The sequence below is a fragment of the Streptomyces hokutonensis genome (assembly GCF_042751305.1).
Lineage (GTDB): Bacteria > Actinomycetota > Actinomycetes > Streptomycetales > Streptomycetaceae > Streptomyces > Streptomyces hokutonensis_A.
The window spans coordinates 247,416-264,339 of record NZ_JBHYWD010000004.1 but is presented as its reverse complement, the minus strand read 5'-3'; the positions used below and the strand labels follow the sequence as shown (position 1 = coordinate 264,339).

The window sequence follows — 16,924 nt, the reverse complement described above, 5'->3', positions numbered from 1 at the left end:
CGGCTCCGTTCACCGGAGCCGGGAGGCCGCCGGACACTTCGGGGAGCCGGGCCGGGAGGAAACAGGATCCTCCAGAGGCCGGGGCCACCTGGACGCCGGCGACCTCCCGGACTCCGCGGACTCCGCGGACATGGCCGGTACCGGGGATTCCGGCGGGTTCGGGGACTTCGGGTCGGGGGTCGAATGGGTCTGAGCGGCGCTTCCGGTCCCGGCCAGGTACTCAGTCTCGACACGCTGGTCCGTCTGGGGCGCGCGCTGCACGGACCGGGCACGCCCCGGCGACTGCCCGTCCCCGAGGGCATGACGGCTCCGCTCGGCTGCGACGCGGTGGCGGTGCCCGCGCGTTTCGGACCGCTGGTCCTGCCCCGGCTGCCGCGCGTCGGCTGTGTCTACGCCGACGAGGCGCACTGGTGGTGGATCGTGCCGTCCGACTCCGACTACGCGCTGGACTGGCCTTCTCCGGCGCGGTACACCGCCGGGGCGCTGGTGCCGGACGCGCCGCGCGCGCCCGGGCTGATTCATCGGCCTGACGGGAAGCTGCCGTATACGCCGCCGATACCGTTGTATCTGGCTGTGTGCCGGGTTACGGGGGCCACGCCTTCCTGGTCCCGTCCTATTAGCGCGTAGCGCGTAGCGCTTCGCGGGGCGGGGTGTTTCTTGTCTGCGGGCCGGTGGGGGCTGGTCGCGCAGTTCCCCGCGCCCTTTTGGGGCGCGCTCTTCCCGGCGTACGCCCGCGCGTCCGTAACCCCCTTCCCATGCGCTCTCCCCCACACCGCCCCGCCCCGCGATAGTGGCCGTTCGTCCGCTATCGGGGGAGGTCGACGGTGGGAAGCAAGGGTGACTCGGGGCAGGCGGGGCCGTCCGCGTCGGAGCAGCTGCTCTTCGGTGGGCCCTTGCGGTACGACATGGGGTGGAACCAGCACACCGACGCGTTCCTGGAGCTGAGTTTCCGGGCCATGGTGACGCGGTTGCCGGCGATGCTGGGGTCGAGTTTCCGGCTGGCCTGGCAGGCCGATCCACGGGCCGCGCGGATCGTGCTGGCCGCCGAGGCGGGCCGGGGTGTCACGCAGGCGGTGAGTCTGCTCGCGGTCAACAGCGTGCTCGGACGGCTGATCACGGGCGGCGCGATCGCGGACCGGCTGCACGGTGCCGTACCGGCGCTGGTCACGGTGGCCGCCGTACTGCTGGTGGGCGCGCTGCTGCGGGCCGCGTCGACGTATGCGACCGGGCGGCTGGAGCCGAAGGTGGAGCGGGTCGCCACCGAGTTGTATCTGGAGCGGGCGGCGGCCGTGGAGCTGGCCGCGATCGAGGACCACGCGTTCCACAAGCTGCTGGACACCGCGCAGTACGGTGCCTCATCGGCCCGCCGCATGATCTCGCTGGCGACGCGGGTGATGAACGCGGTGATCTCGCTGATCGCGGCGGCCGGTGTGCTGACCGTGCTGCATCCGGCGCTGCTCCCGCTGCTGGTGACGATGACGCTGCCGAGCGCGTGGGGCGCCCTGACGAACGCGCGGCGCCGCTACGAGTCGTTCCACATCTGGGTGCAGCACGCCCGCGCCGGCCATCTCATCAGCGAACTGCTCACCGAACCGGAGGCGGCTCCGGAGATCCGCGTCCACGGGGTCGGCCCGTTCCTGCTGCGCCACTTCCATGAGATGTCGGAGAGCGCGGAGGCGGAGCAGGCCCGGCTGGCCCGGCTCGCGGCCCGTACCGGGCTGATCGCGGCGACCTGGACGGGTCTCGCGACGGCGGCGACGTACGCGACGCTGGGCGGGCTGCTGCTGTCGGGTGCGATGGCGCTGTCGGTGGCGGGTACGGCGGTGATCGCGATCCGCACCGGTTCCGGGAGCCTCGACACGCTGGTGCTGGCGGTGAACCAGCTGCACGAGGAGGCCCTGTTCGTGGGCGATCTGGAGAAGCTGTACAAGGAGGCGGCGGAGCGGGCGATTCCGGTCGGCGGGGCGGCGCTGCCCGAGGAGCCGCGGGAGATCCGCTTCGAGAACGTCACGTTCAGCTATCCGGGCGAGTCCACCCACCCCGCGCTCGACGACGTCACGCTGAGTCTGCCGCTCGGCCGGATCATCGCGCTGGTCGGCGAGAACGGCTCCGGCAAGACGACCCTGGTCAAGCTGCTGGCCGGGCTGTACCGGCCGGACCGGGGCCGGATCCTGTGGGACGGTGTCGACGCGGCGACGGCCGACCGGCACCAACTGGCCGACCGGATCGCGATGGTGGCGCAGAACTTCAAGCGGTGGCCGTTCACGGCCCGGGTCAACGTGGCCGTCGGGCGGTCCGCCGCGCCGCTCACCGAGGAGCGGGTGGCCGGTGCGCTCGCCGAGGCCGGTGCCGAGGACGTGGTCGCGGATCTGCCGCGCGGCCTGGACACCCTGCTGGCCCGAAACTTCAGCGGCGGGCACGAGCTGTCGGGCGGCCAGTGGCAGCGGCTCGGCATCGCCCGGGCCGCCTACCGCAAGGGCCGCATCCTGATCGTGGACGAGCCGACCGCGGCCCTCGACGCCCGCGCCGAGCTGGAGGTCTTCGAGAAGATCCGCGCACTGGCCGGCACCGGCCAGACAGTCGTCCTGATCACCCACCGGCTGGCGTCCGTACGCCACGCGGATCTGGTGCACGTCCTCGACCAGGGGCGGCTGGTGGAGTCCGGGACGCCCGACGAACTCCTGCTCAGCGGCGGTGTCTACGCGGAGTTGTACGCGCTCCAGGCGGACCAGTTCACGGCGAAGGTGCCCGCCCCGAAGGCGGGCTGACGGGTCAGGCGGCCACGTCCACGGTGTCGGCGCTGCGCACGATCACCAGGAACATGTCGCTCGCGATGTCCATGACGACCTCGGCGGGCAGCCCTTCCAGACGGCGTGCCTGCGCGAACTCCTCCGCCGGCCAGGAACCACGCGGCCCGCCGGCGGGAAAACGCTGAAGCACCGTTCGCCCGTTCACCCTGTACCTCCCTGTCGTGCTGAACCCTGAGACCTTTGTGAAGCCTCGTAGAGTTAAACGCCGACAGTACGGTGAACGGCTCGCGAAGTGACGGTACTGAGACATAGTCGACACCTGGCCACACATCTTGAACACAGGTTCCCGTATCAGTCCTCGTACTCGTCGTGATAGCGGATGCGCTCGCTGCCCGCGGGCGCCCCGAGTGCCGACGCGCGCCCCTTCGGCTCCTCCCACTCCTCCTGCCGCCCCAGCGCGGTCAGGTCCAGGAAGGACGTGGTCGAGCCGAGCCCGTCGAGCCCGCGCTCATAGGTCGAGTAGGTGTGGAACACCCGGTCACGGTCCCGCAGGAAGCAGCTGACCCCGGGCCGCTCGACGGGCTCCCCGTCCCCGACGAGCGTCACGTCGAAGTCCCAGTTGAACTCCCCGCCGAAGGACGAGTACCAGGGCACCGTCCACCCCATCCGCGCCTTGAACGGCAGGATCTTCGTGTACGGCGCCCTCGACACGGCGGCGAACGTGGTGCCGCGCGCCTTCAGATGGGCGAGATGTCCGATCTGGTCGAGGAATGCCGAGCAGCTGCGGCAGCCGGCATCCCACTCCGGCGCGAACATGAAGTGGTAGACGACGAGTTGGCCGCGCCCTTCGAAGAGGTCGAGCAGGGTGGCCTTCCCGTCGCCGCCCTCGAAGAGATACTCCTTGTCGATCTCGACCATGGGCAGCCCGCGCCGCTCGGCGTTGAGCGCGTCCCGCGCGCGTGTGGCCGCCTTCTCCTTGCCGAGCAGTTCCTCGCGCGCCGCGCGCCACTGCGCTCGCGAGACGATCTCCGGAAGCGACATGGGCCCTCCTGTGACAACGGTCCGTTGAGGGGTGGACCGGGGCACGGACCGGAACTCATCGCTGCCGCGGGAAACTTCTGGAGATTCGTCGGAAACCTCTGGGGATCGGTCGGCCTCTAGAGATTCGTCGCGTACGACACCGGGAGCGTGAGCAGCCCCCGCGCGCGCAGCGAGGGCCGCCACCGCACCTCGCCCTCCCCCAGCTCCAGCCGGGGGAACCGCTCCAGCAGCGCGGCGAGCGCGATCTCGGTCTCGGCGCGGGCCAGCGGCGCGCCGAGGCAGTAGTGGATGCCGTGGCCCAGTGAGAGATGCCCGGTGGTGTCGCGCGCGAGGTCGAGCCGGTCCGGGTCGGGGAAGCGGTCGGAGTCACGGTTCGCGGCGGACGGGGACACCCAGACCGTCTCGCCGGCGGGGATGGTGACCCCGCCGATGGTGACGTCCTGGACGGGGAAGCGCCGGATGGCGAGCAGCGCGGGCCCTTCGTAGCGCAGGAACTCCTCTACGGCGGCGGGCAGTTGGCTGGGGTCCTTGCGCAACGCGGCGAGCTGCTGCGGGTGTTGCAGCAGGGCGAGCACGGCGTTGCCGATGAGCTGGACGGTGTTCTCGTACCCGGCGAAGAGGATGAGGAAGGCCAGCGACATCAGCTCGTCCTCGCTGAGCCGGTCGCCCTCGTCGCGTACCGCGATCAGGTCGGAGAGCAGGTCGTCGCCGGGCTCCTCCCGTTTGTCGGCGAGGAGTTGGGTGAAGAAGCCGAGCATCGCGACGACGGCGTGCCTGCCGGCCTCGGGCGGTGTCCCGGGGGCGGGCGCGACCAGGGTGTCGGTCCACACCCGGAAGTCCCGCCGGTGCCGGTCGGGCACGCCGAGCAGGTCGCAGACGACGGCGATGGGGAGGGGCGCCGCGTAGGAGGCGATGAGGTCGGTGTCGCCGTTCTCGCCCAGTGCGTCGAGGAGTTGGTCGGCGGTGCGCCGAACGGGCGTACGGAGCTGCTCCGTTCGGCGCGGGGTGAAGGCACGGCCGACCAGGCGGCGGATGCGGGTGTGGTCCGGCGGATCCATGTTGAGGAGGTTCGCGTCGAGCGCGGGCGGCAGCGCGAACCCCTTGTAGGTCCCGGCCGTGGCATGCCTCTTGTCCAGCGAGAGCCGCGGGTCGGCCAGCGCCGCCCGGACGTCCTCGTACCGGGTGACGAGCCAGGCGGGGGTGCCGTCGGGGCCGGCGATACGGTGCACGGGGGCGCTGTCGCGCAGGCGCCGGTACACGTCGTACGGGTGGTCGAGAAGGCCGTCCGCGAGATCCATGGAGAACAGCCTAGAGGCGAACGGGGCGCGGCTCAGGTGTCGTATTCCTGGATGCGCCGCCCGTGACTCCGGTCGACCAGCGCGGGCAGCCGGTCCCCCAACTCCCGTACGACGGCGGGCACATCGAGGGTCAGCAGCTCGCGGTCGCGCATCAGGACACGGCCGTCGACGATCGTGGTGCGGACGTCGGCGGAGCGGGCGCTGTGCACGAGGGTGGCGGCGAGGTCGTGGACGGGCTGAGTGTGCGGCCCGGTGAGGTCGACGAGGATCAGGTCCGCCCGCCGCCCCGGCGCGACGGACCCGATCGAGTCACCCAGTCCGACCGCCCGGGCGCTCTGGAGGGTGGCGTGGTGCAGCGCCTGACGGGACGTCAGCCAGCGCGGGTTGCCCTCGGTCGACTTCTGGACGAGGGAGGTGAGGGCCATCGACTCCCATACATCGAGGGAGTTGTTGGAGGCGGCACCGTCCGTGGCGAGTCCGACCGGGATGCCGATGGCGCGCAGGGCGCGGATCGGAGTGGTGTCGGGCCAGCCGAACCTGAGGTAGCCGCGGGGCGCGGTGGCGACCGCGACACGGCCGCTCGCGCGCTCCAGGACGGGCAGGTCGCGTTCGGTGATGCCGGTGCCGTGGGCGATGAGCAGATCGGTGGCCAACAGGCCGGTGCGGTCGAGGACTTCGATCGGTGTGAGGCCGTGGCGGGCGAGGCTGGTTTCGGTCTGGTCTCGGTTCTCGGCGGCGTGGAGGTGGACGGGGAGGCCGTGTTCCAGGGCGAGTTGGGCGGTGGCGGCGAGGTCGGCGTCGGTGACCGTGTAGGGGGCGTGCGGGGCGAGGGCGGTGGTGATGCGACCGCCGGCCGCGCCCCGGTGCCGTAGCGCGAACTCCACTGACTTCTCCCGGCCTTGAGGCCCCTGGGAGGAGAAGTAGGCCTCGCCGAGGTGGGCGCGGATCCCGCACTCGGCGACCACGGCGGCGACCGTGTCCATCGAGAAGTAGTGGTCGGCGAAGCAGGTGACCCCGGCGCGGATCATCTCGGCGCAGGCGAGCCGCGCCCCCAACTCGACGTCTTTTTCGGTGAGGTTGGACTCGACGGGCCAGACGACGTCGTTGAACCACTCCTCGGTGGGGAGGTCCTCGGCGAGCCCGCGCAGCGCGACCATCGGCGCGTGGGTGTGACAGTTGATCAACCCCGGCAGGACCACCTGCCCGCGCGCGTCGAGGCGTTCGACGGCGACGAGGCCGGCCACGTCCGCCGCGCCCGTCACCGACGCGACGAGCCCGTCCCGTACGACGATCGCGGCGTCCTCCCTGAACCCGATCCGCTCTTGATCGTCGTGCACGAGGACGGTGCATCGGGTGATGATGAGATCGGCGGCAGCTTCGGTTCGAGAGGGCCTCATCACGCCAACGTACGACGCCGTCCTCGTGTCGCGTGAGCCGAACCGCGCATCCCGGCGTTGCTCTGTCGCGGACCGGTCCGGGCCAGCACCCTTGGCTCAGGACAAGGCTTCTGGAAGGAGCCCGACATGCTCCTCGGCACCTGGAACCTGGAGAACCTGTACCGTCCCGGCGGCCCGTTCGGCCCCAAGGACAAGGCCGCCTACGAGACGAAACTCGCCGCCCTCGCCGCGGTGATCACGGAGCTGGACCCGGTGCTGCTGGGCGTCCAGGAGGTCGGGGAGCCCGAGGCGCTCCAGGACCTGGCCGGGATGCTGAGCGGCGAGTGGCACATCGCCCTGTCCGCGCATCCGGACGGCCGCGGCATCCGGGTCGGCTTCCTCAGCCGTACGGCACCGCAGGTGATCGCCGACACGAACACGTTCCCGGCGAAGCTGCGCCCCGTGCAGTCCGACGACTCGGGGGCCGTGGAACCGACCGCGGGCCGGGGCTTCCTGGCTGTGGAGGTCACGACGGACAGCGGCACGGTGACGGTGGCGGTCGCCCATCTGAAGTCGAAGCTGCTGACCTACCCGGGCAACCGTTTCTTCCCCCACGACGAGGGCGAACGGGCCCGCTACGGCGCCTACGCGCTCTACCGGCGGGCCGCCGAGGCGGCTTCGCTGCGGGCGCTGGCGGACGAGCTGCTGGCCGGCGAGGGGAAGACCCGGGACGTGGCGGTGCTCGGCGACATGAACGACGAGGTGCAGGCGGCCACCACGCAGATCCTGCTCGGCCCGCCCGGCTCGGAGATCGGCACACCCGGCTACGACCGGCCGGACCGGGGCGACGCGGTCCGGCTGTGGGACGTGGCCCCGCTCATCCCCGCCGACCAGCGCTACTCCCGGATCAACTCCGGGCGCCGCGAGCTGATCGACCACATCCTGACCAGCCACCATCTGGTCCATCGGGTCACGACAGCCGGGACCGGGCTGCCGGGTGACGGAACGTTGCGGCTGCCGTCGGTGGGGCCGGATCCGGCGGAGCGGCGCGGGGCGCCGGGATCGGATCACGCCCCGGTGTGGGTGCGGGTGGAGTGACCGGCGGCCCAAGTGGCTATACGGCGACCGGGAGTTCGATGGCGCGGAGCCCGACCCGCCCGCGCCCCCGCTCGAACTCCTGTAGCAGCTCGGTGAGTTGCTGGACGTGCCGCGGCGTGAGCCGTCCCGTGTCGTCGAGGTGGACGGCGCAGGCGGTGGTGGTGTCGACGAGCCGTTCGAGGACGGCGGCGACCTCGTCGGTGCCCTCCGTGTGCCGGGCGAGGGCGGGGAGTTCGGCGGCCGAGACGGCGATGGTGCCGCGGGCCTCGGCGAGCGTGCGGTAGGCCTCGCGGCGCAGGGTCCAGCGCTCGGCACGGTCGCCGGACTCGCTCAGCACGTGCACGAGATAGGCGTGCGCGGCATCGCCGGCGGCCGCGAGCCGTGCCCGCACTCCCCCACCGCTCTTCCCCGGCATCGGCAGATGTCCGACGATCAGCACGATCGCGCAGGCCAGCAGTGTCTCGCCGATGCGGCTCGCGGAGGCCTGCGGTTCCCCGCCGACCATCACGAGGGAGAGCACCAGGACGGTGACGACGGCGGTCTGCGCGGCGAAGTGCCGGGTGGCGACCGGGATGAGCGCCCCGCTCAGCGCCACGAGCGCGATCAGCCCCTCGGGCCGGGGCAGCACGGCGGCGAACCCGGCGAAGAGGAGCGCCCCCAGTACGGTCCCCGCCGCCCGGCTCAGCGCCCGGGAGGCGAGCGGCCCGAGGTCGGGCTTGACGAGGAAGACGGCGGTGGCGGGCAGCCAGTACCAGTGCTCGTGCAGCCCGTACCAGCGGGCCTGGTGCAGGGCCTGCGCGACCCCGACACTGGCCCCGAAGCAGAGGGCGACCCGCAGCCCGTACTCCCGCCCACCGGCCCCGAGTGCCCTACGCAGCAGATCGGTTGCCGTCCGCTTCCGCGTGTGCAGATCACTCCCCTCCGCCTGGTCGAAGGCGTCGGCGGCGTGCAGCAGGGCGTCGTCGAGGGCGCGCAGCGCGGGCGCGGAACGGTTCGGGGCGGGCAACGGCCCGGTGTGCGCGTTGTCGCGCACGGCGGCGGCGAGCCGGCGCGGCCCTTCACCCGCGCGGGCCGACACCGCCTCCCCCGCCCAGGCGAGCGCGGTCGCGGCCTCGGCGAGCGGCAGCGCGGCGGCGTACTGCCCGTGCAGCCGCCGCTCGGCCGCGGAACTGGCGTACCGCCGCAGCCTGGGCCCGGCAAGGGCGTCCTGCGCGTGATCGAGAGCGGCGGTGAGCGCGGCGCGCCGGGCCGTCGCGTCCGGCCCTCCGGTGGCGTCGAGGAGCGCGGCGATCGCGTCGTAGACGGCGGCTACGGCGTCCCGCTCGCCGTCGAAGCGGTAGTCGCCGGCGATGGCCCCGGGCGTGGGCAGCGCCAGCCGCAGCCCGACCAGCCAGGCGGCCCCGGCGAGGAACGCGAGGGCCCGCTGCCAGCCCGGTTCGGGCAGGGGCATCCCGGCGCCGATGGCGGAGGCGACGAGCAGTTGCGTACCGGCACCGGACGCGACCGGCCCGATGGCGCTGAACCCGCCGGCGACCAGCCCGATCCCGGTGAGGAGGAGCGTCAGTACGACAGCTCCGACGTGCTGCCCCGCATACGTCCCGACGAGCAGCCCCGAGGCGCCCGCGAGGGCGGGCCCACCGAGCCGCTTGACGGAGGCCCGCCGGCTGCCGGGCCGGTCGTTGATCCCGGCGAGCATCGCGCCGAGCGCGGCCAGCACGCCAAGAGACGTCCGGTCGAGGAGTACGGCGAGGAGGAGAAGCGGCCCGGCGGACAGCGCCCCCCGCGTGACCGCGCTCCAGGGAACCGGCCCGCGCTGGGCGCGGAGCGTGTGGGCGAGCCAGGGTGGAAGGGACAGTGCGACGGTGCGTCGGGACACGGAGCTCCTGTCGTGACGAGGGCGGGGTGTGCCTTCGGGCGACGGTGGCCGGGGCGGAACTGAGGCTGTGTGTCCACGGTAGTTCGGGGACTTGTGCGGAGCGGGCCGGTGGTATTTCGAGGGTGTGAAGGTTGGCCGTAGCGGCGCCTTCTTTATGAACGCAACGCCCGGAAGACGGCTTCCGCGTCGGAAACCGCGTGCGTGAGCGCCTCCGGTTCCGGGCGCAGCCCCGCCACGATGTCGTCGACGCGCCGCAGCCCGGCCCGCTCCAGCAGCCGCTTCTCGTTCGTCACCCACTCCCCCCGCCCCGCCAGCACACCGTGCCCGGCCTGTACGGCGGCCACGGCGAGCGCGCCGGCGACCTCGGTGAGGCGGCCCTTCGGCGCGTGGTTGTCCCGCGCGTACGCGAGGGTGGCACGGGCGGTGCCGTGCCAGCGTTCGGCGGCGGAGCGCCGCAGCTTCTCGGGATAGGCGTCGGGGCGGGGCAGTTCACCCCGCAGCACTCGGTTGATCGCGAGTTCGGCGACCACCAAGTAGCTGGGGATTCCGGCCAGATGGAACAGCAGCGGCTCCACCCGGAACCGCCCTTCCTCCGCCTCCGCCGACTCCCGCTCCACCACGGCCAGATCGCGATAGTGCACATCGACCCGCCGCCAGTCGACGGTCAGCCACGCTCCCCCGTTGCGCCGGATCGTGGTGGTGCCAGGCGTGCAGGGTGACGGGGTGGAGCCGCCAGCCGCCGTCGGCCGCCGGTGCCGGCAGGCTGCGTACGCGCAGCTCGGCGACGCCGTTCGCGGCCCGCCGCGCGGCGACGGCCCTGGGCACCCGGTCGGCGGCGGGCTCGGGGCGCTCTCGCGGCCTGAGATCAGGCCCCCGGACCGATTGTCAGTGGTGCGCGCTTCAATGGAGTGGTCACTGAGAGTCACCACGGGGGAGCGGTCGATGACAGCGCACGAGACGAATGACGGCGGGCAGGGGCAAGCCGACGGTGAGGGCGACTCGCAGGCCGCGCGTACGCATCTCTCGGCGGCCGGGCTGCGTGCACGGGGATGGACGGCCGGCATGGTGCGTCAACTGCTCGGCGAACCAGACCTGTTCCGGGCCAACCCGCATGTCGGGTCGTCCCCGCCGACCCGCCTGTACCACGTCGAACGGGTCGAGGCCGCCGAGCGCAGCGACGCGTTCCGGGCCGTCGCGGCGGCTGCCGCGCGCCGGTCCGCCGCGGCCAGGGCCGCCGCCCGGCGCAGACGGCGCGAGGTCCTGACGCGCATCACGGCCGAGCGCCGATCGACGTAACGCGCCCAACCCCGCAGAGGCTGACGGAGGAGTAATTCGGATGCGGGACCGTCGTCCACGTGATCCGCTGTCGTCCTGCAATTCCACGCCCGCCGCCGCCCCTGGGAGACCCCGTGCTCGAACGCGTCACCGTCCCCGGTCTCTTCCCACCGCCGACGTACTCCCACGCCACCGTCGTCGAGGCCGGTACGAAGCTCGCCTTCCTCGCCGGGGCCGTTCCGCTCGACGCCGGCGGCAAGGTGGTCGGTGAGGGGGACGCGGTGCGGCAGGCCGAGCAGGTGCTCGCGAATCTGGGTGAGCAACTGCGGGCCGTCGGCAGCGACTTGGGGCATGTCGTGGCGACGGACGTGTACGTCGTGAGCAGTGAGCCCTCGGTGCTGTCCGCCGTGTGGGAGGTGGTCGAGGCATCCGGGCTGAGCGCGGGGCCGCACTCGTCGACGCTCATCGGCGTGGCCTGCCTCGGGTACACCGGGCAGCTCGTGGAGATCACGGCGACGGCCGTCGTACCGCCCGCACCGGCGGAGGTGGCTCAGCCGTGAACTCCGGCCCGGAGACCGTCGTCACGCTCCGCCGGGCGACCGCTCCCGACGCCCGCTCCGTCGCCGACGTGTGGCTGCGGTCCTTCGCCGCCGCGCTGCCGACCGTTGTCAGCCCGCGGTCCGCCGATGACGTGCGCGGGTACTTCCGGGATGTCGTCGTGCCGTTGCGCGAGGTGTGGGTGGCCGATGCGGGGGACGGTGGCGGAGTCGTGGGGCTGATGGTGCTCAACGGCGGTCTGCTGTCGCAGCTCTACCTCGATCCGGACTGGCGCGGGCGCGGCCTCGGGGATCGGTTCGTGGAGCTGGCCAAGGAGCGGAGTCCGGGGGGCCTGCGGCTGTGGACCTTCCAGGTCAACAAGCCCGCCCACCGGTTCTACGAGCGGCACGGCTTCGTCGCCGTCGAGTTCACGGACGGCAGCGGCAACGAGGAACGCGAGCCGGACGTGCGGTATGTGTGGGAGCCCAAGTCCTAGGTCAGGGGGCTGCGTTGCGGGCCAGTTCCAAGGCGTACGACGGCCACCACTGGCCCGCGGGCGGGCCGCCCCGGCAGGTGCCGTCGGACTCGCCGGGGCGTTTGATCCAGAGGTAGGCGTCGAGAAGGGGGTTGTCCGTGCGGGTCGTCGGCGGGGTGCCCAGGGCGCGGCCGGGTGGATTGCACCAGGCGTCGGTGCCGGCGTAGGGGCCGTTGCCGTTGCGGCTGGTGTCGATGACGTAGTGCGTGCCGGCGAGGTCCTTGGAGAGCTGGTCGCCGTACGCCGAACTCGCCTTGTTCGTCTGGAAGTTGGAGACGTTCAGGGCGACCCCGTCGGCGCGGGCGACCCCGGACGCCTTCAGCGCGTCGACCAGTCGCCAGGCCTCGGGGATCCAGCCGGAGTTGCCGGCGTCGAGGTAGACGTGGGTGCGCGGTTGGCGTTTGAGGTGGTCGACGGCGTAGGCGAGCAGGGCGTAGCGGTCGTTCGCCACGACCCGGGTGCAGCCGGCGACCACCTGGGCGACGGCGTCCGGTTCGACGATGACGTAGGCGCCCCGGCCGCCGAGGGCGGTCGCGAACTCGTCGATCCAGGTGCGGTAGGCGGCCGCGGTGGGGGCGCCGCCGAGTGAGTACTGGCCGCAGTCGCGGTTCGGGATGTAGTACGCCACGAGTACGGCGAGGCGGCCTGCGCGGGCGGCGGCGGTGGTGCGGGCGCGGACGAGTGGGCCGGGGTCGGGGCCGTTGAGCCACTCGGCCTCGGGTCTGGTGGCGATGCGGTCCATGAGCGTGGCGTCGGCTGTTCGGCCGTCCTCGCGCCAGGTGGCCGCCTGTTGCGCGGCTCGGGAGTCGGGGGTGGTCCAGAAGGGTTCCGGTACGTCGCGGGTGGCCCCGGCGCAGAGTCCTGCGAGGAGCGTGGCGAGGAGGGCTCGCTGTACCGGCGTGGGCAAGGGAGGCTCCGTTCTTGCCGGTGGGGAGTTGTCCTTCCGGGAGTTTGCGGGGCACGCCTCAACGAGTCGCCGTAGCTTCGGTCAGGTCGTTGCGAGATCACCCCTATGGATGAGCTATCGAGAGTGCCGCGATGTGTTGTTCGGCGGCTGCGGCGGCGTCGTGGCTGGTCGCGCGGTTCCCCGCGCCCCTGAAGGGGCGCTGCCCCACGCCCTCCTTTTAGGCACCGGCCGCGCATAGCTCCCCGCCCTGCTCGTCCTCAGCCCCAGCCCCACCAGTGACTCCGCCAGTTTCACCGCCGCGCCGACCCCGTCGACCACCGGCAGCCCCAGCTTCTCCCCCACCGCGCGCTGCAGCCCCGTCATCCCGGCGCAGCCCAGCACCAGCACCTCGGCGCCGGCCGCCCGTGCCCGTTCGGCCGCCGTGAGGAAGGCCGCCTCCGTGCGGGCCTCGTCACCGCCCAGGTCCAGGACACTGAGCCCCGTCCCGACCACCGCCGCGCAGTTGCGGCCCACCCCGGCCAGCTCCAGGCTGTCCTCGATCTGGCCGCAGGACCGTTCCAGCGTGGTGACGACGCCGTAGCGGCGGCCCAGCAGGCAGGCCAGATGGGCGGCGGCCTCGGTGATGTCGACTACGGGTACGTCCACCAACTCCCGGACGCCTTCCCGCCCGTGCTCCCCGAAACCGGCCATCACGACCGCGTCGTAGGACGGGCCGTCGTAGGTCCGCAGCAGGTCCATGACGGCCGCCGCCGAGAGGTAGCTGTCGAGCCAGCCCTCCGCCGACTCCGGTCCCCACGCGGGGGTCAGTCCGGTCACGGTGGTGCCCGGGCCTGCGGCGGCCCGGGCACCTCGTACGATCTCCTCGGTCATCTCCTGCGTGGTGTTGCAGTTGGTGACGACGATGCGCACGCTCGTCAGACCTCCAGAGGCTGGGCGGCGGTTCGCTCGGAGCGGCAGATCAGCAGGTACAGGCCGGCGCCGAGGGCCGTACCGATGAACCAGGAGTACGGGGCGACGTCGCTGAACGTCTTCACCAGTGCGAGTACGGCCGCGACGCCCGCCGAGGGCAGGAACGCCCACAGGGCCTTGGGGTTGACGCCCTTGCGGTAGTAGTAGCGGGAGCCGGGGGTCGCGTCGAAGAGTTCTTCGACGTCGATACGGCCGCGCTTCACCCAGTAGTAATCGACCATGATCACGCCGAACAGCGGGCCCAGGAAGGCGCCGAGGCCGCCGAGGAAGTAGTTGACGACCGTGGGGTTCGAGAAGAGGTTCCACGGGGTGACGACCAGTGCGGCGACCGTGCTGATCATGCCGCCGATCTTGAAGGTGATCTTCTGCGGCCAGACGTTGGCGAGGTCGTACGCCGGTGAGACGAAGTTGGCGACGATGTTGACGCCCATGGTGGCGACGGCGAACGTGAACGCGCCGAGCACCATCACCCAGGTGTTTCCGACCTTGGCGACCAACTCCGCCGGATCCGTGATGGCCTGTCCCCAGACCTCCAGCGAGCCGGCCGTGACGATCACCGAAACGACCACGAACGCCGTGGAGTTGATGGGCAGGCCCCAGAAGTTGCCGCGGCGGACGGTCTTGTAGTCGGGCGCGAAGCGGGAGAAGTCGCAGAAGTTGAGCATCAGCGTGCCGTAGGTGGCGAGGATCAGGCCGATCGCGCCGAACCACTGCCGCCACTGCTCGCCGAACGAGACCGGGTGCGGGGTGGAGGTCAGCGAGATCGACCAACCGGCCTTCGCCAGCACCCAGACGGCGAGCGCGATCATCACCAGCCAGATCGCCGGGCCGCAGAAGTCCTGGAACTTCCGCACCGACTCCATGCCCTGGCTGATGATCACCGCCTGGATCAGCCACAGGGACACGAAGGAGACCCAGCCGAGGGCGTCAAGTCCCAGGAAGGAGTGGTGGGTCCAGGACTCCAGGCCCGGCCAGGCGGCCAGCAGCATCACGTTGACGGCGACGGAGGCCAGATAGGTCTGGATGCCGTACCACATGATGGCGATCACGGCCCGGATGAGGGCCGGGATGTTGGCACCCCACACGCCGAAACTGATGCGGCTGACCACCGGGAACGGGACGCCGTGGGCCTGTCCGATCCTCCCCATCCAGTTCATGCCGACGTAGATGAGCACGAAGCCGACGAGGAGGGAGGTGAAGACCTGCCAGACGTTCATGCCGAGGACCAGCAGGCCAGCGGCGAAGGTGTAGTTGCCGAGGTTGTGGACGTCCGACATCCACATGGCGAAGAGGTCGAAGACCTTCCAGTTGCGCTTGTCGGCGGGGGCGAGGTCTTCGTTGGTGAGCCGGGGGTCGGGGACGAACGCTGGTGTGCCGGTGGCTTCGGCACGGTCGGCGAGGGACACGGGGCCTCCAGGACAAGGGGACGGAGGATCTGGGAGGGGGTGGGGGGTGAGAGCAGGATGGCTACCGATGTCGTTTGGTATACCAAACTGCCGTCATAGTCCTCCCGTCAACAGTTCCGGCCGATGTCCCCACTGTTAACGCTCCGTAAAACACCCCCGGAGTCGGCGAAGATGGCCCCATGAGCTCCATGACAGCGAAGATCGAACCCCTCGGGGCGGTGCGCGAACGCGTCCTGGCGACCCTGCGGCAGGACATCATCGCCGGTCGTCTCCGTCCCGGAGACCGGCTGGTGGAGCGCGAGCTGGCCGAACGCTTCGGGGTCTCGCGGGTGCCGGTCCGGGAGGCGATCCGGGCCCTGGTCGCGGAGGGCTTCGTCCTGTTCGAGTCGGCGCGCCGTACGGTCGTACGGCGGCTGACCCCGACCGACGTAAAGGAGCTGTTCGAGCTGCGCGAGGCGCTGGAGGTCTACGCGGCCGGGCTCGCCGCGTCCCGCGCCACCCCTCAAGCACTCGCCGAACTACGGGAGCTGCTGGACAGCGCGGCGGAGGCCACCCGGTCCGACGACGCCGAGGCGATCACCGACGTCAACACCCGCTTCCACGACCGCATCCTGGCCCTGGCCGGCAACAGCCTGCTGATCTCGGTCATGGAACCGGTCGACGGCCGGCTGCGCTGGCTCACCCGGCAGAACGAGGAGTGGCCCCAACTCCTCACCGAGCACGAGGAGTTGTACGAGGCGATCGCCTCCGGCGACCCGGACCGCGCCCGGGCCCACGCCCTCAGCCACGTCCAGGCGAACTACCGCTCCACGGTGCGCCACCTCTTCGGCGACCAACCGGACTAGCCGACGAACGAGGCCGGCCGGCCAACTGGGCTAGCGGCGGGCGTACTTGTCCGTCGCCGCCACCAGTGCGTCCACGACACCCGGCGTGCCCAGGTCGTGCCCGGCCTCGTCCACGATCACCAACTCGCTCTCGGGCCAGGCATGTTGAAGCCGCCAGACGATGCCGAGCAGGTTGCCGAGGTCGAGGCTGCCCTGGACCAGGGTGCCGGGGATGCCCTTGAGCAGGTGCGCGTCCCGGAGCACCACCCCCTCGTCGTTGCCCTCGCCGAGAAAGTGGTCGTTGCCGAAGTAGTGCGTGACGGTACGGGCGAAGCACATCCGGAACTCCGGGTCCTCGTACCGCTTTTCGGAGCGCGGCGGGGCGGGGATGATCGCCGTCTCCCAGTCGGTCCACGCACGCGCCGCCCGCTCCCGCACGGCGCGGTCGGGGGACTCGATGAGCCGGTTGTAGGCGGCGGCGAGGTTCCCGTCGCGTTCGCCCGCGGGCAGTTCACCGACGAACCGCTCGAACGCCTCCGGGAAGAGTTTCCCAAGTCCCCTGGTCAGCAAGGCCACTTCGGCGTTGGATCCGGTGGCGACACAGGTCAGCACCAGCTCCGACACCGCTTCGGGATGCGTCTGCGCGTACCGCAGTCCGAGCACCGAGCCCCAGGACGCGCCCCGCACCAGCCACCGTTCGATCCCCAAGTGCGCTCGCAGCAGTTCCAGATCGGCGATCAGGTGAGCCGTCGTGTTCACGCTCATGTCGGTGTCGTAGGCGCTCGCGTGCGGCGTGGAGCGTCCGCACCCGCGCTGGTCCAGCAGCACGATCCGGTAGGCGGCGGGGTCGAAGAAGCGCCGGGCGTATGGGGAACAGCCCGATCCCGGACCGCCGTGCAGCACGACCGCGGGCTTGCCGTGCGGGTTTCCGCAGGTCTCCCAGTGGACGAGGTTGCCGTCTCCGACGTCGAGCATGCCGTGGTCGTACGGTTCGGTCTCCGGATACAGGCCCATCCGGCGACCGTAACGCCC

The 16,924-nt window shown here is 71.7% G+C and carries 16 protein-coding genes and 1 pseudogene; 7 read left to right on the top strand and 10 right to left on the bottom strand.

Features of this window, described 5'->3' with window-relative positions:
• Positions 1–183: 183 nt before the first annotated feature.
• Both ACFXC1_RS13575 and ACFXC1_RS13570 read left to right on the top strand, forming a co-directional pair.
• The gene (locus tag ACFXC1_RS13575) at positions 184–627 is read left to right on the top strand and encodes a hypothetical protein (protein ID WP_019067617.1); all 444 of its coding nucleotides are present in this window, start codon (positions 184–186) and stop codon (positions 625–627) included.
• 197 nt (positions 628–824) lie between these two features.
• Entirely contained in the window at positions 825–2,768 is a 1,944-nt protein-coding gene (locus ACFXC1_RS13570) for an ABC transporter ATP-binding protein (RefSeq protein ID WP_381242287.1), read from the top strand.
• 4 nt (positions 2,769–2,772) lie between these two features.
• Here the strand turns inward: ACFXC1_RS13570 and ACFXC1_RS13565 are convergent, their stop codons facing one another.
• From ACFXC1_RS13565 to ACFXC1_RS13550, 4 genes are all read right to left on the bottom strand, one after another.
• A complete protein-coding gene (locus ACFXC1_RS13565; RefSeq protein ID WP_381242286.1) occupies positions 2,773–2,955 on the bottom strand; it encodes a hypothetical protein in 183 nt (60 codons plus the stop codon).
• Between the two features lie 146 nt (positions 2,956–3,101).
• Positions 3,102–3,791 carry a DUF899 domain-containing protein gene (locus ACFXC1_RS13560; protein WP_381242285.1) on the bottom strand — a complete coding sequence of 230 codons (690 nt, stop codon included), beginning with the start codon at positions 3,789–3,791 and terminating at the stop codon, positions 3,102–3,104.
• A 116-nt stretch (positions 3,792–3,907) separates the two neighbouring features.
• A complete protein-coding gene (locus tag ACFXC1_RS13555) occupies positions 3,908–5,089 on the bottom strand; it encodes a cytochrome P450 family protein (RefSeq protein WP_381242284.1) in 1,182 nt (393 codons plus the stop codon).
• Positions 5,090–5,121: 32 nt separating this feature from the next.
• Positions 5,122–6,486 (bottom strand): amidohydrolase, encoded by a 1,365-nt coding sequence (locus ACFXC1_RS13550; protein ID WP_381242283.1) that lies wholly within the window; start codon positions 6,484–6,486, stop codon positions 5,122–5,124.
• Positions 6,487–6,612: 126 nt separating this feature from the next.
• Between ACFXC1_RS13550 and ACFXC1_RS13545 the strand changes: the two genes are divergently transcribed.
• Positions 6,613–7,563, top strand: coding sequence for an endonuclease/exonuclease/phosphatase family protein (locus tag ACFXC1_RS13545; RefSeq protein ID WP_381242281.1), 951 nt, complete (start codon positions 6,613–6,615; stop codon positions 7,561–7,563).
• Positions 7,564–7,579: 16 nt separating this feature from the next.
• Here the strand turns inward: ACFXC1_RS13545 and ACFXC1_RS13540 are convergent, their stop codons facing one another.
• Both ACFXC1_RS13540 and ACFXC1_RS13535 read right to left on the bottom strand, forming a co-directional pair.
• Positions 7,580–9,439: an FUSC family protein gene (locus ACFXC1_RS13540; protein ID WP_381242280.1), complete on the bottom strand. Its 1,860-nt coding sequence runs from the start codon at positions 9,437–9,439 to the stop codon at positions 7,580–7,582.
• 152 nt (positions 9,440–9,591) lie between these two features.
• A pseudogene (locus ACFXC1_RS13535) lies at positions 9,592–10,122 on the bottom strand (nucleotidyltransferase domain-containing protein); the annotation flags it as partial.
• A 259-nt stretch (positions 10,123–10,381) separates the two neighbouring features.
• Here ACFXC1_RS13535 and ACFXC1_RS13530 point away from each other — a divergent pair.
• The 3 genes from ACFXC1_RS13530 to ACFXC1_RS13520 all read left to right on the top strand — a co-directional run bounded on the left by ACFXC1_RS13530 (position 10,382) and on the right by ACFXC1_RS13520 (position 11,747).
• Positions 10,382–10,735: a hypothetical protein gene (locus ACFXC1_RS13530; protein WP_381242278.1), complete on the top strand. Its 354-nt coding sequence runs from the start codon at positions 10,382–10,384 to the stop codon at positions 10,733–10,735.
• Positions 10,736–10,848: 113 nt separating this feature from the next.
• Positions 10,849–11,274, top strand: coding sequence for a RidA family protein (locus ACFXC1_RS13525; RefSeq protein ID WP_381242277.1), 426 nt, complete (start codon positions 10,849–10,851; stop codon positions 11,272–11,274).
• Positions 11,271–11,747, top strand: a complete 477-nt coding sequence (locus ACFXC1_RS13520) for a GNAT family N-acetyltransferase (protein WP_381242276.1) — start codon at positions 11,271–11,273, stop codon at positions 11,745–11,747. Before ACFXC1_RS13525 ends, ACFXC1_RS13520 begins: the two co-directional genes overlap by 4 nt.
• Position 11,748: 1 nt before the next feature.
• Here the strand turns inward: ACFXC1_RS13520 and ACFXC1_RS13515 are convergent, their stop codons facing one another.
• The 3 genes from ACFXC1_RS13515 to ACFXC1_RS13505 all read right to left on the bottom strand — a co-directional run bounded on the left by ACFXC1_RS13515 (position 11,749) and on the right by ACFXC1_RS13505 (position 15,068).
• Positions 11,749–12,693 carry a glycoside hydrolase family 6 protein gene (locus ACFXC1_RS13515; protein ID WP_381242274.1) on the bottom strand — a complete coding sequence of 315 codons (945 nt, stop codon included), beginning with the start codon at positions 12,691–12,693 and terminating at the stop codon, positions 11,749–11,751.
• A gap of 114 nt (positions 12,694–12,807) precedes the next feature.
• A complete protein-coding gene (locus tag ACFXC1_RS13510) occupies positions 12,808–13,602 on the bottom strand; it encodes an aspartate/glutamate racemase family protein (RefSeq protein ID WP_019067632.1) in 795 nt (264 codons plus the stop codon).
• A 5-nt stretch (positions 13,603–13,607) separates the two neighbouring features.
• The gene (locus ACFXC1_RS13505) at positions 13,608–15,068 is read right to left on the bottom strand and encodes an NCS1 family nucleobase:cation symporter-1 (RefSeq protein ID WP_381242273.1); all 1,461 of its coding nucleotides are present in this window, start codon (positions 15,066–15,068) and stop codon (positions 13,608–13,610) included.
• Between the two features lie 179 nt (positions 15,069–15,247).
• Here ACFXC1_RS13505 and ACFXC1_RS13500 point away from each other — a divergent pair, with 179 nt between their 5' ends.
• Entirely contained in the window at positions 15,248–15,913 is a 666-nt protein-coding gene (locus ACFXC1_RS13500) for a GntR family transcriptional regulator (protein ID WP_381242271.1), read from the top strand.
• A gap of 30 nt (positions 15,914–15,943) precedes the next feature.
• On the opposite strand, the gene pip is transcribed toward ACFXC1_RS13500, so the two are convergent.
• The gene (pip, locus tag ACFXC1_RS13495) at positions 15,944–16,906 is read right to left on the bottom strand and encodes a prolyl aminopeptidase (protein ID WP_381242269.1); all 963 of its coding nucleotides are present in this window, start codon (positions 16,904–16,906) and stop codon (positions 15,944–15,946) included.
• Positions 16,907–16,924: the final 18 nt, after the last annotated feature.

Coding starts and splice junctions, on each gene's coding strand:
- ACFXC1_RS13530 (WP_381242278.1), top strand. CDS start 10,382: ATGACAGCGCACGAGACGAATGACGGCGGGCAGGGGCAAGCCGACGGT.
- ACFXC1_RS13555 (WP_381242284.1), bottom strand. CDS start 5,089: ATGGATCTCGCGGACGGCCTTCTCGACCACCCGTACGACGTGTACCGG.
- ACFXC1_RS13545 (WP_381242281.1), top strand. CDS start 6,613: ATGCTCCTCGGCACCTGGAACCTGGAGAACCTGTACCGTCCCGGCGGC.
- ACFXC1_RS13575 (WP_019067617.1), top strand. CDS start 184: ATGGGTCTGAGCGGCGCTTCCGGTCCCGGCCAGGTACTCAGTCTCGAC.
- ACFXC1_RS13500 (WP_381242271.1), top strand. CDS start 15,248: ATGAGCTCCATGACAGCGAAGATCGAACCCCTCGGGGCGGTGCGCGAA.
- ACFXC1_RS13550 (WP_381242283.1), bottom strand. CDS start 6,486: ATGAGGCCCTCTCGAACCGAAGCTGCCGCCGATCTCATCATCACCCGA.
- pip (WP_381242269.1), bottom strand. CDS start 16,906: ATGGGCCTGTATCCGGAGACCGAACCGTACGACCACGGCATGCTCGAC.
- ACFXC1_RS13560 (WP_381242285.1), bottom strand. CDS start 3,791: ATGTCGCTTCCGGAGATCGTCTCGCGAGCGCAGTGGCGCGCGGCGCGC.